At 72.2% G+C, this 14,987-nt stretch carries 14 protein-coding genes and 1 pseudogene; 9 read left to right on the top strand and 6 right to left on the bottom strand.

The genetic code is table 11. The annotated features are described in order from the left end of the window. Positions 1-75 precede the first annotated feature (75 nt). The 5 genes from OG948_RS42240 to OG948_RS42220 all read right to left on the bottom strand — a co-directional run bounded on the left by OG948_RS42240 (position 76) and on the right by OG948_RS42220 (position 5,111). On the bottom strand, positions 76-1,782 hold the full coding sequence (locus OG948_RS42240) for a hypothetical protein (RefSeq protein ID WP_406300578.1): 1,707 nt from the start codon (positions 1,780-1,782) through the stop codon (positions 76-78). A 658-nt stretch (positions 1,783-2,440) separates the two neighbouring features. Then, positions 2,441-2,722 (bottom strand): hypothetical protein, encoded by a 282-nt coding sequence (locus OG948_RS42235; protein WP_331770282.1) that lies wholly within the window; start codon positions 2,720-2,722, stop codon positions 2,441-2,443. Positions 2,723-2,999: 277 nt separating this feature from the next. Continuing rightward, positions 3,000-3,650 carry a nitrate reductase molybdenum cofactor assembly chaperone gene (gene narJ, locus OG948_RS42230; RefSeq protein WP_331770281.1) on the bottom strand — a complete coding sequence of 217 codons (651 nt, stop codon included), beginning with the start codon at positions 3,648-3,650 and terminating at the stop codon, positions 3,000-3,002. After that, entirely contained in the window at positions 3,647-3,808 is a 162-nt protein-coding gene (locus tag OG948_RS42225; protein ID WP_331770280.1) for a hypothetical protein, read from the bottom strand. Before OG948_RS42225 ends, narJ begins: the two co-directional genes overlap by 4 nt. Before the next feature lie 445 nt (positions 3,809-4,253). Then, entirely contained in the window at positions 4,254-5,111 is an 858-nt protein-coding gene (locus tag OG948_RS42220) for an EamA family transporter (protein ID WP_406300892.1), read from the bottom strand. Positions 5,112-5,285: 174 nt separating this feature from the next. Between OG948_RS42220 and OG948_RS42215 the strand changes: the two genes are divergently transcribed. The 3 genes from OG948_RS42215 to OG948_RS42205 all read left to right on the top strand — a co-directional run bounded on the left by OG948_RS42215 (position 5,286) and on the right by OG948_RS42205 (position 9,195). Further along, positions 5,286-6,218: a LysR family transcriptional regulator gene (locus tag OG948_RS42215; RefSeq protein WP_331773484.1), complete on the top strand. Its 933-nt coding sequence runs from the start codon at positions 5,286-5,288 to the stop codon at positions 6,216-6,218. A gap of 214 nt (positions 6,219-6,432) precedes the next feature. Next, entirely contained in the window at positions 6,433-7,647 is a 1,215-nt protein-coding gene (locus tag OG948_RS42210) for a serine hydrolase domain-containing protein (protein ID WP_331770278.1), read from the top strand. Between the two features lie 282 nt (positions 7,648-7,929). Next, positions 7,930-9,195, top strand: coding sequence for an APC family permease (locus tag OG948_RS42205; RefSeq protein ID WP_331770277.1), 1,266 nt, complete (start codon positions 7,930-7,932; stop codon positions 9,193-9,195). Between the two features lie 37 nt (positions 9,196-9,232). Here OG948_RS42205 and OG948_RS42200 read toward each other — a convergent pair whose 3' ends face one another. Further along, the gene (locus OG948_RS42200; RefSeq protein ID WP_331770276.1) at positions 9,233-9,547 is read right to left on the bottom strand and encodes a PadR family transcriptional regulator; all 315 of its coding nucleotides are present in this window, start codon (positions 9,545-9,547) and stop codon (positions 9,233-9,235) included. Between the two features lie 402 nt (positions 9,548-9,949). On the opposite strand from OG948_RS42200, the gene OG948_RS42195 reads away from it, so the two are divergent. From OG948_RS42195 to OG948_RS42170, 6 genes and pseudogenes are all read left to right on the top strand, one after another. Then, on the top strand, positions 9,950-10,351 hold the full coding sequence (locus tag OG948_RS42195) for an SSI family serine proteinase inhibitor (RefSeq protein WP_331770275.1): 402 nt from the start codon (positions 9,950-9,952) through the stop codon (positions 10,349-10,351). Between the two features lie 294 nt (positions 10,352-10,645). Beyond that, complete coding sequence (locus OG948_RS42190; RefSeq protein WP_331770274.1) at positions 10,646-11,074, top strand: hypothetical protein; 429 nt, start codon at positions 10,646-10,648, stop codon at positions 11,072-11,074. A gap of 314 nt (positions 11,075-11,388) precedes the next feature. Further along, positions 11,389-12,399, top strand: a complete 1,011-nt coding sequence (locus OG948_RS42185) for an NAD(P)/FAD-dependent oxidoreductase (RefSeq protein WP_331770273.1) — start codon at positions 11,389-11,391, stop codon at positions 12,397-12,399. 205 nt (positions 12,400-12,604) lie between these two features. Further along, the gene (locus tag OG948_RS42180; protein ID WP_331770272.1) at positions 12,605-13,597 is read left to right on the top strand and encodes a phosphotransferase; all 993 of its coding nucleotides are present in this window, start codon (positions 12,605-12,607) and stop codon (positions 13,595-13,597) included. Between the two features lie 620 nt (positions 13,598-14,217). Further along, a pseudogene (locus OG948_RS42175) lies at positions 14,218-14,739 on the top strand (phosphotransferase); the annotation flags it as partial. Further along, entirely contained in the window at positions 14,703-14,984 is a 282-nt protein-coding gene (locus OG948_RS42170) for a hypothetical protein (RefSeq protein WP_331770271.1), read from the top strand. The pseudogene OG948_RS42175 and the gene OG948_RS42170, both read left to right, overlap by 37 nt. Positions 14,985-14,987 lie beyond the last annotated feature (3 nt).

The following is a 14,987-nucleotide window of genomic DNA, read 5'->3' as shown; positions in this document are numbered from 1 at the left end:
CGGGCGTCGGGACCGGGCGCCGGCGCGCGGTTCCCCGCCCGCCCGAAGCCGGGCGGGCGGGGAACCGCGTCCTTCTCAATAATCGATCGTGCTCTGGTACAGGCTCTTCAGCGGACCGTTCGCCGAGGTGTCGTATCCGTCGGCCTTGCGCTGTTGCCAGAACTCGGCGAATGTCGTGGACCGGTGTCGCAGGAACGTGTTCCAGACATTGCCCGGCGCGGCCTCGCCGTAGACGTCGGAGCCCTCGTTCGTGGTGTCGGTGAGGTCGATCAACGCACCGGCCACACGACCCTCGACCGCGTCACCGTCGTCCCAACCCGACGTGCTCCAGGTGGGCGTCTCCAGGTTCATGGACGCACCGCTCGGCCACCGGTAGTACGGATCCTTGTATACGCTCGCCGGCACCCACTCGGCGAAGCCCTCCACCCACGCGCACCCCGTCGAGGACTTTGCCGAGACGCCGTGCGGGCTGCAGTTGGGGATGGGCGGTGAGTTGTCCTCGTAGACGTCGCCCATGATGGCGTGCGTGAGTTCGTGGACCACGGTCATGTGCGAGTCGGGGGCGTCCGCCTTGAGGTGGATCTGCTTGTTCCCGTAGTAGTTGCCGACCGTCGAGTCCGGTGCCCAGTTGAGCACGACCTGCCGGCACGTGGTGTCCAGGCCGTCCCAGCAGGTGTTGCCCGGTACCCACTTCCACGCGTCGTTGAGCGCGTCGAACGCGTGCAGCGCGCGCATCTTGTCGGCCGCGCCGGGCTTGCGGTCGCCGAACGAGGTGGTGCTTCCGTTGGCGACGTTGGAGACCGTGGGCGTGGTGAACGTGAAGGCGTTCGTGGTGCCGGTGGCCTGGACGCGCCAGTTCTTGTTGGTGGTGGTGAGCTTGACGTAGACGTCCTGGCCCGAGTTGTTGCTCTCGGCGTTGTCGAAGCACAGCTTGTACTCGCCCTTGGTCCCGGTGAGGCCGGAGGCGAGCCGGTCGTGCGCGTTGCTCGTGTCGGCGTCCCACGCCTCGACGGTCATGTTGACCACCGGCCGGGTGACGCCCTTCTCGTCGACGTACAGCCACTTGCCGGTCGCGCAGGCGGTCGGTGCCGCGGCGGCGGCGAGGGCGCGCGGTGCCGGCGGGTCGTCGCCCGCGGGTGCGGCCAGACCGGCCGGGGACAGCGACTCGGCCGTCAGGTGCGGTGTCGATTCCTGTGGCGTGACGTCGGGCGCCACCTCGACGGAGTCCGCGTCGGTCGACCGCTGCGCGCCGAAGCTCGACATGCCCGGGGCCGCGCCCACGGTGAGCGGGATCAGGTCCTCGGCGGCGTCCACTCCCGCGCGCAGGTCGGCGGCGGCGCGCACCTTGACCTCCGCGGGGCCGGCCGCCTTCGCGACGATCCGTCCGGTGTAGGTGACGGACTGCCCGGCCTTGAACGAACGCACGGTGCCCGCACGGTTGATGCCGCCCAGGTGCACGGGATTGGGCGAGGGGTGCGAGGACAGGGTCAGCCCCACGGGTGGGTCGACCCAGGCGAGGTTGGCGGGTAGATCCGCCTCGACGCGCACACCCTTGGCCGCGAGTTGGGCGCTCACCACGAACCGGACGCCGGCGGTCTCGCCGACCGCGAGGGGGCGATCGACGGTGGCGTCCACCGAGAAGCAACCGCGCTCCTCTCCGGCCTCCGGCGCGTCCGGGTTCGGGCGGGCGGTGCACGCCTGCGGTCCGGCGGGGCCCTTGGTCGAGCCCGCGGAATCCAGGGCCGCGAACGCCCCCGCCCCCAATCCGACCTGAATCGCCACGGCGCCGGCGACGACTATCAGCACACGTCGTCTGGACCGTACGGATTTTCGGTTGATCATGGTGGTCGAACCTAGCCATTCACACCGGGCGCCACTATCCGATGTGCGCGAGGGTGGCCGGGACCGGCTTGCCGTCGAGCGTCGGCCGGATCGGGGATCGCGGGTGGCGAGCGGGTCGGGAGGCCCGCGTTGGTGCCGGGGTGGGGCGCGACGACCACGCACGGGGAGGACGGTCGGTGTCCTGCCCCGCGCGGAATCGGTGATCGGGATCCCGGGTGGGGGTTCGCGGCGTGCTGTCCAGGCCGCCGATCGCCACTGCCCGGGATACCCGATGTGGCCCACCGCGTGGATTACGGACGGGGCTCGGCGCTCCCTGCCGAAGTACCACCTCCGGCCAGGCCCCCGAGTCGCCCGCAGCCCGCCCGACCACGCGTGTGGGTGTGTTGCCCGAGACGCCGACCCATGTCGTCCGTCGTCTCTCGGGCAGCCTGTCGCATGCGTCCGATGGTGCCAAGTGATGCAGCCCCAGGATCGGTTGGCGTCCGGGCCACGACGTCTGGGCCTGCGTCGAGCCGCGTCGGCGGCGCCGAGCACGCGGGGGACCGTGCGGGCTCGGCACGCGCTCGCGATGCGCCGACGGGCGGCTGCTTCCCCGTACCTACTTGACGTAGAGCGCGAAGTAGCCCAGGAGGATGTCGTACGGACACTTCCAGGTCGAGAAGCCCTCACGCTGGTACTGCTGGCCGGCGTCCACACACTTGTTCCGGGTCGTGTAGTAGTCGATGAACAGCCAGCCGGCCGCCGCCTGGGCCGGGGCCGACGCCACCGTCGTCGCCGACGCCGGTGGGGCCTTCGCCGTCGTCGCCTGGGCAGGGGCACCGAGCGCCGTCATCGACGCGATGGCGAGTGTCGTGGTCAGCAGTGCGGCACGCTTGCGCATGAGGAATTCCCTCCGGGAATGCGAGTGGAAGAGGCAAAGCGCCCCCGATCCTTGTTCGCAAACTCCGTACCGCGCAAGGCATTTGCCGGCTTTGCGCGGGGCAAACGCCGAGCCCCCGAGCCGCCCGGACCGCGCGTTTTCGGCCACTCGATGCTCGGCCACCCGCTCGCCGGCCACGCTTTGGTCCAGCCGAACCCGTCGTAGCGGTGGCGCCGGCCGGTCCCGCCGACGAGGACGACCCGGGCCGGATGCGGCCGCGCCGCCCACAACATGGTGTTCATCGCTCGACTCCGCCCGCTCGAGTGCCGTCCGGGCCGACGTCCTTGCGCGGCGGCCCGGCGTGCGCGAGGGCGCGGTCCGCGGGGGAGGCGCCGGGCAGCGTCGTGCACACCGCCTCCAGGACGCCTGCGTACGGCGTGCCCGCGTCGAGCAGAGCGAACCGCAACAGCTCGATGCCGGGGCGGTGTTCGCGCAGCAGCGCCTCGCCGGCCGCGACCGGCCCGGGACCGCCGATGGCGGCGAACTCCAGCACCGCGGGCAGGAAGTCCGGCAGTTCCTCGCCGGTGAACTCCAGGCCGTGCTCGCGATAGATGCGCTTGAAGGTCACCAGCGCCTCGCCGCGCCATCGGGTGTCCTCTTCGCGCCACCGACTCAGGTACAGGCTGCGCTGATCGAAGACGGACACGTGGTGCGCGGCAAGCTCGGCCGCCGGCCACGCGCACACGCCGTCGAGGAAGGCCGTCAGCAGTGTGCCGGCCGGCCTCGGGCCGATCTGTGCCAGCGCGCCGCGCACCAGCGGCACCCGGGAGTGGAAGATCTCGTCCGGGTGGTGCAGGCACAGCGCGGCGGCCTGGCGGATCACCGCCGTCGAGTACCGGTCGTCGAACCGGGCCGCCTTGGCCCGGAATCGGTCGGTGAGCGACTTCATCGGTGCGTGTCCCCCTCTTCGCGTTCGGGGAACAGCCCGGCCGGTCGGCCGTCGCCGTCCCAGGTGAGCAGGTTCACCCGGGCACCGGGGCCCGAGGTGTCCGCGGGCCGATCGAGGGTGCCGCGGTCGCACGGGGTGTGGAAGTTCTCCACGCTCACCGGTGCCGGTCTCCCGGACGCCTCGCCGAAGGGCCCGGATCCGCCCGTGCCGGGCGGGTCGAAGGGCGGTGGGCCGATCGGCGACGGGTGTGCGGGCGAGGCGTCCGAGGATGGCGGGTCTGCGGGCGATCGGTCTGCCGGTGGGGGCGAACCGTTGTCCATGACGACCCTTCGAGGCGACTACTCCACGTCCTGAATGCGAGTCAATGTCCTATATATAACAGTCATTCATCGGATTCGGGCGCATAGCTCACCGTGTCCGGCCACCTGGACACAGAACACGCGAAGGGAGCATCGCACGTGGAGCAGACTCGGCCTGCGGCTCGGGCGACGGGTGCCCGGGTGCGTTCCGGCAGTCGCGGGGTCGGGGCCGAGATCCGCGGGTCCCGGATCCGGCTCGGCGCGCGGATCGACGGTGCGTCGGGCGGCCGGTGGTTCGGCCCGCTCAGCACACTTCCCGGGCAACGGGGCGCGGACGCGGCGGGTCGGTGTGCGGGTCCCGGGGTTCGGGGCTTGTGCGGGCGCCCGTTCGGGTGGCGCCGATGCCGGCGATCACCACGAAGACGACGCCGGCCGCGGGTACCGGACCGGGTATCTGGTCGAGCACCAGCAGGCCCATCAGGAGCGCGATGGCCGGCTCCAGGCTCATCAGCGTGCCGAAGGCGGACGTGGTCAGCCGGCGCAACGCGAGGAATTCGAGGGTGAACGGCAGTACGGCGCTCATCGCGGCCAGCCCCAACATGGCCGCGAGCAGGGGCCAGGTCAGGCCACCGAACCCGGTGGGAGCGGCGACGAGGACGGCGAGGAGGCCGGCCACGGACATCGAGACGGCCAGCCCGTTCAGGCCGGTGACCCGATCGCCGATGTGTTGGGTCAGCAGGATGTACGCCGCCCAACAGGCCGCGGCGGCCAACGCGAAGCCCACACCGGCGAGATCGGTGCCCGCGTGCCAGGGTTCGGTCAGCAGGAGCACGCCCGCGCCGGCCATGGCCGTCCAGTGTCTGCGTCCGCCGCCCGATCCGTACAGGGAGACGGCCAGCGGCCCGAGGAACTCCAGCGCACTCGCGGTGCCGAGCGGCAGGCGCGCCACGGCGAGCATGAAGAAGAGCATCATGCCGCCGCTCACCGCGCCGAGCAGGACGCACGCGCCCAGGTCCCGGCCGGCGAAGTCGCGGCGGCGCGGGCGCACGAGGACCAGCAGGAGCACGCCGGCCCACGCCAGGCGCAGCCCGGCGGTTCCCAGCGCGCCGAGCCGGTCGATCAGCGGTACCGAGAGCGCCAGCCCGAGCTGGACGGTGGACATCGAGACCACGGCCATCAGGGCTCCGGTCGCCGGGTCGGGCAGGCGCGGCCGGGCGATCGCGAGTCGGGTGCGTGATTGCGGCGTGCTCATGGGATCAAGTAGATGACCTCGGCATCGTTCGTGTCCACGTGCCGATTCGAAACATATCGTTCGTGAATCGTGGACAATGAAGGCGTGGAGACCCGACGGCTACAGATATTGGTGGAATTGGCCCGGCTGGGATCCATGCGCGCGGTCGCGGACATGTTGGAAACCACCACCTCGACGGTCTCGCAGCAGATCGCCGCGCTGGCCCGTGACATGGGCGCCGCGCTGATCGAGCCGCAGGGGCGCCGGGTCCGGCTCACTCCGGCGGGGCGTCGGCTGGCCGAACACGCCGTGACCATCCTCGCCGCGGTGGAGGCGGCGCAGCACGACCTCTCGCCCGGTGCGGAGCCCAACGGCACCGTGCGCGTCGCCGGGTTCGCCACCGCCATCCGGACCCGTCTGCTGCCCGTGGTCACCGACCTCGCCGTCGCCCATCCGCGGGTCCGGGTCCTGATCCGCGAGCACGAACCCGCCGAGGCGCTGGAACTCCTGGCGGAGGACGGTACGGACCTGGCGCTCACCTACGACTACAACCTGGCGCCGGCGGCCGAGGATCCGAGCGTGCGGGCCACCGCGCTGTGGACCGCCCGATGGGGGCTGGGCGTTCCCGCGCACGCCGACGCCGGCGAGGGGACGACAGCGGAGGTGTTCGCCCGCTTCGACACCCACTCCTGGATCGTCAACTCCCGCAACACCGCGGACGAGACCGTCATCCGCACGCTCGCCTCGACGGCGGGGTTCACCCCGCACATCACGCACCAGGCCGACAGCCTCGACCTGGTACAGGGCATGATCGTCGCCGGTCTCGGCGTGGGCCTGCTGCCCATGGACACCGCGCCGTTGCCCGGGGTGCGGCTGGTCCCGCTCGCCGTCCCGGAGGTGGAACAGCGCGTCTTCGCGGTGGCCCGCCACGGCCGACTGAACTGGCCCCCGCTCGCCCTGGTGACCGACCTCCTCCTGGGGCGGACCGGCGAGGCTGCCGCCGGTGGATCGGGTGAGGCGTCCTCAGGTGGCGCGTGACGCGCCTTCCGGTGGGATGTGACGCCTCTTCCGGTGGCGTGTGACGCCTCCTCCCGGTGGACCGCGTGACGTCCGCGCGCGCCGGCGGCGGGTGCCGGTGCGGCCGTACGGGTGGAATCGCCGGGGCGTGTTCGTGGGCGCGGGGGCCCGGGCCGGGGCGGATGGTGATCTTGGCCGGACAAGGTCCCCGTACTCCCGGAAGAGACATCCCGCCATGCGTCGTGCCCCCGCCTGCCGACTCGCCACCGCCCTGTTCGCCCTCACCGCACTGGTCCCGCTCACCCTGACCGCGCCCGCGGCCCAGGCCTCGCGGCAGACGGCCGCCGTGGTCGCCGCGGACCCGCACAACGACGACCGCCCGCCGCACCACGGTCTCGACCCCGCGCTCGTGGCCCGCCTCGACGAGGCGATCGAGCGCACCCGCCAGGAGGCCGGCGTGCCCGGCGTGACCGTGGGGTTGTGGCTGCCCGGACGCGGCAACTACGTCCGGTCCACGGGCGTGGCCGACAAGGAGACCGGCGCGCCGATGACGCCCGACCTCAACATGCGGATCGGCAGCGAGACCAAGACCTTCACCATCACCGCCCTGCTGGAACTGGTCGACGACGGGCTGATCGGGCTGGACGACCCGATCTCCGACTACATCGACGGCGTCCCCGACGGCGAACACATCACCATCCGGCAGATGGCGGAGATGCGCAGCGGTCTGTTCTCGTACACCTTCGACGAGGAGTTCGTGACCACCCTCCTGGGCGACCCGACCCGCCCGTTCACCCCGCAGGAACTGCTGGCGTACGCCTTCCGCCACCCGAACGTCTTCGCCCCGGGTACACAGTTCCAGTACTCCAACACCAACACCGTCCTGCTCGGTCTCGTCGTGGAGAAGCTCGGCGGGATGCCGCTCGCCGAGTTCATCCACCGACGCGTCACCGGACCGGCCAAGCTGCGCCACACCCTGTTCCCGGAGGGCGCCGAGTTCCCGTCGCCGCACGCGCACGGGTACACCGACCAGACGCTGTCCGGCGAGGTCGCCGACGCGACCGACTGGAACCCGAGTTGGGGCTGGGCGGCGGGCGCGATGATCTCCGACCTGCACGATCTGCGCCGCTGGGCCAAGGTGGTCGCCACCGGCACGCTGCTCTCCCCGGCCACCCAGGCGGAGCGGGAGAAGTTCATTCCGGTACCGAACTTCGACGACGCCGGGTACGGCCTGGGCCTGTTCCGGACCCACGGCTGGGTCGGGCACAACGGCTCGCTGCCGGGCTACGAGAGCGTGACGATGTACCTGCCGGAGCAGGACGCCACCATGGTGATCCTGCTCAACACCGACATCCTGCACGACGGTTCCGAGCCGAGCACGCTCTTCGCCAAGGCGATCACGTCGATCATCACTCCGGACCACGTCTACGATCTGCCGCCCCAGGGCTGATCGCAGCGTGGTGTGGTGCGGTGTGCCGCACCACACCACCGCACCACAGCGCACCGCACCACAGCGCACCGCACCACAGCGCACCGCACCGCACCGCATTGTTCGCACGGCAGCGTGTGCCGCGAGTCGCCCGGATCTCCGGGGGCTCGTGGCCGCGCTGCCGGCCGCGTTTCGACGTCGCACCGCTGTTCGGGCTTTGGCGGCGGCGCGATGGGCCGGTCCTATATCGTGATCCGATATCGGGGTCCGTAATGGATGCGAAGCGCGGTCGGGGAGCGAGCGATGGGGATGTCGGCGGCGTCTGCCGAGGCGGGGGAGCTGAAGCGCCATCTGGGCGTTTTCGACGCCGTGGTGATCGGGCTCGGGTCGATGATCGGCGCCGGCATCTTCGCGGCGCTCGCGCCGGCCGCGGGCGCGACGGGGTCGGGTCTGCTGCCGGCTCTGGCGCTGGCCGCGGTGGTGGCCTACTGCAACGCCACCTCCTCGGCCCGGCTGGCGGCCCGCTACCCGCAGTCCGGCGGCACGTACGTGTACGGACGCGAGCGCCTCGGCGACTTCTGGGGCTACCTGGCCGGTTGGGGCTTCGTGGTCGGCAAGACCGCCTCGTGCGCGGCCATGGCGCTGACCGTCGGCTCCTACGCGTGGCCGGGCCAGGCACACGCGGTCGCCGTGGCCGCGGTGGTGGCGCTGACCGCGGTCAACTATGTCGGGGTACAAAAGGCCGCGTGGCTGACCCGGGGGATCGTCGCGGTCGTGCTCGCGGTGCTCGCCGCCGTGGTCACCGCCTGCCTCACCGGCGGTACCGGCGACGACGCGCACCTGCGGATCGGCGCGGACGCCACGTTCGGCGGGGTGCTCCAGGCGGCCGGTCTGCTGTTCTTCGCGTTCGCCGGGTACGCGCGCATCGCCACCCTCGGCGAGGAGGTCCGCGACCCGAAGCGGACCATCCCCCGGGCGATCCCGACCGCGCTGGGCATCACCCTGGTGGTGTACGCGGCCGTCGCCGCGGCCGTGCTCGCGGTGCTGGGACCCGAGCGCCTCGCGCACACCGCCGACCCGCTCGCCGAGGCGGTACGCGCCGCCGGCGTCCCCGAACTCGCCCCGCTGGTGCGCGTCGGGGCGGTCGTCGCGGCGCTCGGCTCGTTGCTGGCGCTGATCCTGGGCGTCTCCCGCACCACGTTGGCGATGGCCCGCGACCGGCATCTGCCGTACGTCCTGGCCGCCGTGCATCCGCGATTCAAGGTGCCGCACCGCGCCGAGCTCGCGGTCGGCGCGGTGGTGGCCGTACTGGCCGGCACGACGGACGTGCGCGGCGCGATCGGGTTCTCCTCGTTCGGCGTGCTGGCCTACTACGCGATCGCCAACGCCAGTGCCTGGACGCTCACTCCGACCGAGGGCCGCCCGCCGCGGGTGGTGCCGATCCTCGGCACGGCCGGTTGCCTGGTGCTGGCCTTCTCGCTGCCCGTGGCCTCGGTGGTGTGGGGGGTCGCGGTGCTCGCGGCGGGCGCCGCCGGCTACGGCCTGCGCAGGAGGTTCGCCCGCGCCTGACGGATCGTCGGGTCGCCGTGGGCGAATCGCCGGCCGGCTACAGGCGGGGTCGGTCCGCTTCGGGCAACACCTCGCGGGCCAGTTCCGCCAGCGCCCGCCGGTCCTCGGCCAGCGCGGCCCGGCCCGCGTCGGTCGCCCGGTACACGCGGCGGGTGCGGCCCTCGACCACCCGCTGCTCCGAGGTCAGCAGCCCGTCCGCCTCCATCCGGTGCAGCGTCGGGTAGAGCGTGCCCGGACTGATCCGGTAGCCGTGAACGGCCAGTTCCTCGGCCATCCACGCACCGTGGATCTCCTCCTCGGCCGCGTGGTGGAGGATGTGCAGCCGCACCGCACCTCGTTGGAACTCCCTCACCCGTCGACCACCCCTCCCCGGGTCACCCACCAGGTGACGAATCCGATATCGAACTCCGATACTACGGGCGGTCGGTGACGGTGTGCGTCGGGTCGTTCGCGTCGCCGGCTGCTCGGTTTCGGGATGGCCGGATGGGTGTGGCAGCGACTTCGCGCCGGGCCCGGACGCGGTGACGCGCTTCCGGATGCGTGGAAACCGTGAAATCCGATTACTCGACGTGTGCGATCGACTACGTTGAGGACATGGGTGGATCCGGAGCGACTCTCCGGAGCGAGTCCGGAGCGCGCGGCTCGGCCGCATCGGTCTGGGCGGGCCTGTTGGATCCGACCCTTCGGTTCGTCGTCTTCCGTGCCCTTTCGACCCGTGCGCGCGATGCCGCGCGCCCTATCCCGGGAGCAGCCCGTGTTGATCCGCCGCCTTGTCGTCGCCGCCGCCGCAGTTGTGGCCGTGCAATGCCCGATTCCCTCCGCCGTCGCCGCCACGGTGGACCACTTGACCGTGACGGTGGCCGACAACCCCGAGGGAGTGATCACGTACACCCTGGCATGTCACCCCGCGGGCGGCAGCCATCCCGAGCCGCAGGCGGCCTGCGCTCGACTGGACGCCACGACCACCGGCGGACGCGACCCGTTCGCGCCGGTGCCCGCCGGCGCGCACTGCACGATGATCTACGGCGGACCGGCCACCGCGCGCATCAGCGGCACCTGGGCGGGCCGTTCGATCGACGCCACGTTCAAGCGTGTCGACGGTTGCGAGATCTCCCGCTGGGACAACCTCGTCCCGGTCCTGCCCCAGGCCCGTTGATCCCCCGCAGGCGTGCCCCCGATTGATCCCGCGGGCCTGCCTCGGGCATGCGATGCCCGAACGAACTCCGTGACCGCGTACGAGTGGTGCGCGCCGGTGACGCCCGCGCGGCGGGCGTCACAGCCTCGGGGAATACGGCATTAGTGGCAATGTCACCGCCCGTTCGGCGCGCTCCGGGCGCGCCGGCGGTCGGGGCGTGGTGGAGTCGACGGCGAGCCGGGTCGTGGGCGCGAGGACGAACGCGCCCACGACCCGGACGAAGCGTCGGCGTGACAGGCCCGGACAGGAGCGGTGATGACTCCCGACATCCACATCGAGGACCAGGAGGACCGGGGCGGGCGGTGTCCGTTGGGCGCGTGCTCGTCGCACGCGTGCGGTGGACCCACCGACGAGAGCGGCGTGCCGATGCTCGGCCGGGTCCCCGGGATCGCCGAGGTCGACGACAGTGCGCCCGGGTGCGGCGTGCATCTGGGGGAGGCCCTGGTGACGCGGGACCCGGAGTTGTGGGTCGGCCTGGTGTTCGAGACGCCCACCGGTGACACCGATCCGGACCGGGACGCGCGGTCGGCGGTGACGGAGTTCGCCGAACACGTCGCCCTGGACGTCCTGGATCGGCGCGCCGAGATGGTCGACGACCCGGACGAGGTGGTGTCGCGGCCGGTGGACGCGGACGAACTCGCGCGGGCCGTCGAGTACGCCCTGGCCACGGTCGGCGTCGCGTAGGGCGCGTCACCGGCATGCCGCGTGGGTCCGGGTCGGACCGGGCCTGTCCGCGCTTCACTGCGGAGCGTCGTGGGGCCCGGTCCTCGCCCTGGTTCACCGGCCGCTTCCCCGCATCCGGTGATCACACCCGCCCGACGAGCCGGCGACCGCACGGTGACGGGTGGAGGTGGTTCGCGGCCGCGCCCGTTCGTACCCGCCCGTGACCGCGGCCGGCCGGAAAGCGCGGGTCCGTGCCCGATTCCTGTTGCCAAATCGGCAACGAAGTTTGCTGTCCTGTGGGTCGCGGACGCACGCTCGGGGTGGAGGTGATCGCCTTGAGCGATACGACGAACGATGTGCGCGCCACCTGGACCGGCGACGACGATGTGTACGACGTGGTGATCGTGGGTGCGGGTGCGGCGGGGCTGAGTGCGGCCCTCGTGCTGGGTCGGTCCCGTCGCCGGGTCGCGGTGGTCGGCGCGGGCGAGCCGCGCAACGCTCCCGCGGCGCACATGCACGGATTCCTGTCCCGGGACGGCATGGCGCCGGGCGAGTTGTTGGCGGTGGGTCGGGCCGAGGTCGCCGGTTACGGGGTGGACCTGTTCGAGAACCGGGTGGATCGCATCGACCCCGGGTTCGTGGTCGGGCTGGACGGCGGTGTGGTGTTGAAGACCCGCCGGGTGGTGGTGGCCACCGGGTTGCGGGACGAGCTTCCCGACCTCCCCGGCGTACGGGAACGGTGGGGCAGGGACGTGCTGTTCTGCCCGTACTGCCACGGGTACGAGGTACGTGACGCGCCCATCGGGGTGCTGGGTACCCATCCGGGGGCGGTGCAGCACGCCTTGCTGATCCGGCAGTGGTCGCACGACGTCGTCTTCTTCGCGCACACCCTGGACCTCGGCGCGCCGGAGCGCGAACGGTTGGCCGCGCGCGGCGTCGCCGTCGTCGATGGCGTGATCAAGCGCCTGGTGGTGGCGGAGGACCGGGTGCGCGGCGTCGAGACGGTCGACGGTCGGGTCTTCCCCCGCCGCGCGGTCTTCGTGGTCCCGCGGATGGTGCCGCACGACACGCTGCTCACCGAACTGGGCTGCGCACGGGACGAGAACGGCCGGGTGGGCACGGACGACGCGGGCCGGACCAGTGTGTCCGGAGTGTGGGCGGTCGGCAACGTCGCCGACCCGAAGGCGCTCGTGATCACCGCCGCGGGGCAGGGCGCGGCAGCCGCGTTCGCCCTCAACCTCGACCTGGTCGCCGAGGACGTCGAGCGCGCCATGGCGGCGGACCACGACCCCGCCGAGGACCGAGACCACTCACACCCGGCTCCCCAACCCGCCCTGCACGACTGAACATCGGGCGGCGGTGCTCGTGCCGCCGGGGTTCGCGGGCCGTGGGTCGTATCCGAGTGCGGTGAGGGTGCGGAACGTGCGTGTCCTCCCGGCTCGGATCGGCGACGACGAGGGCGATGTGCGGGTGGTCGGGAAATCGTTCGGCGTGGGGTGGGTGCGCGCGTAGGGTGCTTCGGTTGTCGAACGGGAGAGGCGGGTTGGGGACATGGCACCCAGGCACGTGACGCGGGAGCACTTGGCGGGGGCGGCGAGGGCCGCGCTGGGCGGTGGTCGACGGTTGGCGGCGGTCGAGCGGCTCGCGGGCGGGACGCGGAAGGGCGTGTACCGCCTGACCATGGACGACGCGACGACGGCGATCGCCTATCTGTGGGAGGAGTCCGAGAACTACTGGCCGGCGCACGAGGGCGACGACGACGTCGCCGATCCGTTCTCGCCGAGCGTGGGGCTCGACCTGTTCGAGGCCGCGCACGCCCGGCTGGAATCGCTGGGCCTGCGGGTGCCCACACTTCACCTGGTCGACCGCGACCGCACCCACTCCTCGGCCGACCTCGCCATCGTCGAGGACTTCCCCGGAGAGCACCTGATGGAGCTGTACGAGCGCGACCCACGCGCCGCGGAGCCGACGATGGCGCGCCTTGCCGAAGGCCTGGCGGCGATGCGGGATCATCGCGCGCCGTCCTACGGCAAGGTGGCCCTGATCGACGAGGGAGGCAGGTCCCACGGGACATCGTGCGAGGCGGCCGTGCTCGACTTCGCGCTGCGCAACCTCGCCGAGGCCACCGCGCGCGACCGGCGGATCGCGCGCGTCCGGGACCGACTCGAGGAGCGGCTGCGCGAACTCGCCGCAGCGGTACGGCCGCGCGCCGAGTACTCGGTCGTCCACGGCGAACTGGGGCTGGACCACGTGCTGGTGGACGCGGAAGGAAACCCCGTCCTGATCGACATCGAGGATCTGATGTACTTCGACGTCGAGTGGGAGCACGTGTTCCTGCGGATCCGCCTCCATGACGACTATCGGCGGCTGTCGGTGACCGGCCTCGACGAGGATCGGCTCGCGCTCTACATGCTCGCGCAACGCCTGTCCCTGACGGCGGGGCCGCTGCGGTTGCTCGACGGGGACTTCCCCAACCGGCAGTTCATGCGGGAGATCGCCGAACACAACCTCAACGAAGCCCTGTTGTCGGTCTCGCACGCGTAGCGGAACGGCTCACCGTGCGGTCGGCGCGACGCCGGTCACCTCGGTGAAGTCTCCGGTCCACCAGGGAAGGCGCGGTCCCGCACCGGTAGTCGGACCCGGGGCACGGCGTTGGGGGCGGTGCGATGTCGGGTGGGTGGAGGATCGCGGTGTCGGGGCCGCGTTGGGGCCGCGTCGGCGGTCGTCGTGTCGACCCCGTTGATCCGGTTGTCGGACGGTCCGGACGCCGGCCGGTTGGTGGGGGCCTCGGTTCAGGCGGCGACCGGTGTCGGGGCCCTTGTCTGGGCCCTTCTCCAGGGTGCGGATCCTCGATCGCCTCGGACTCCGCCGTCGACACGGGTGACGCTCGGGCGACCGGCGGTGGCGACGCGCACACCGGCGTACGGCGTCCCGGTGGTCGCGGGGGCGGGGCGGCGTCGGCCGAGCGGACCGGGGATGCCACCGCGGACGGTCCGGGCAGCAGCGCGAATACGGGTATCGACTACACCTGACCCCATCGACCGGCGGTAGGGCCGGCGCCGGCGTCTCGGGGGAAGGGGCCTTCGCGCTGCGATCGGGGCGCGGCCGAAAGCCCGGCAAGGGCAACGCTCTTCCCGGAGCGGCGGCCGGGTGCCGGACACACGCTCTCCCGCGAGCCGGGACCCGCCCTGTCCGTCTGGGAGTTCGTCGCCGCGAAGACGTCCACGCGACCCTGGTCCCCGCGGCTCGCCGAGGACCTCGGTCTGACGCTGGGGCGCCTGCATCGCGCCTTCGCCCGGCACCCGGCGGCCTCCCGACTCGTCGCGGTCCGACCACTGTGGTGGGACCGGGACCCCGCACGCGCGCTCGACGTCGCGGACGCGCTGCTGCGCCCTATCGGCGAACCCCGCACGGAGGCCGACGCCGCGCGACGCGACCAGGTCGCGGTACGCCGTGCGGACCTGGCGGCGCACGCTCCCGGCCTGACCGCGGGACTGCCCCCGGTGTCGACGCAACCGGTGCACTACGACTTCACCCGTCCGAACGTGCTCGTCGGCCTCGACGACACGGTCGCCGCCGTCATCGACCTGCACGACTGCATCGCCCACCGGCGTGGGAACCGGGCCGGATCGCGTTCGACCCGCTCACCGTGGCCACCACCGACGACTGGCCCGACACGGCGCTGACCCTGGTCGCCGCCTACCGCTCGGAGAACCCCGACCTGCCCGCCGACCAGGTCCTCGCGTGCGCGCGGATGGCCCTGCTCCAGGCCATGCAGTCGTTCTACGGCGTCCGGGAGCACTACGAACGACCCGATCCCGTGCACCAGACGGACCTCGACGGCTACTGGCACCGCCGCCGGCAGATGACCCGCCGCCTCCCCGACACCCTGCCCGACATCGAGGCCGCCCTCCGGACATCCACCCCCTGAACG

The sequence above is a fragment of the Embleya sp. NBC_00888 genome (assembly GCF_045207655.1).
Lineage (GTDB): Bacteria > Actinomycetota > Actinomycetes > Streptomycetales > Streptomycetaceae > Embleya.
This window is presented reverse-complemented; position numbering and strand designations above follow the sequence as displayed.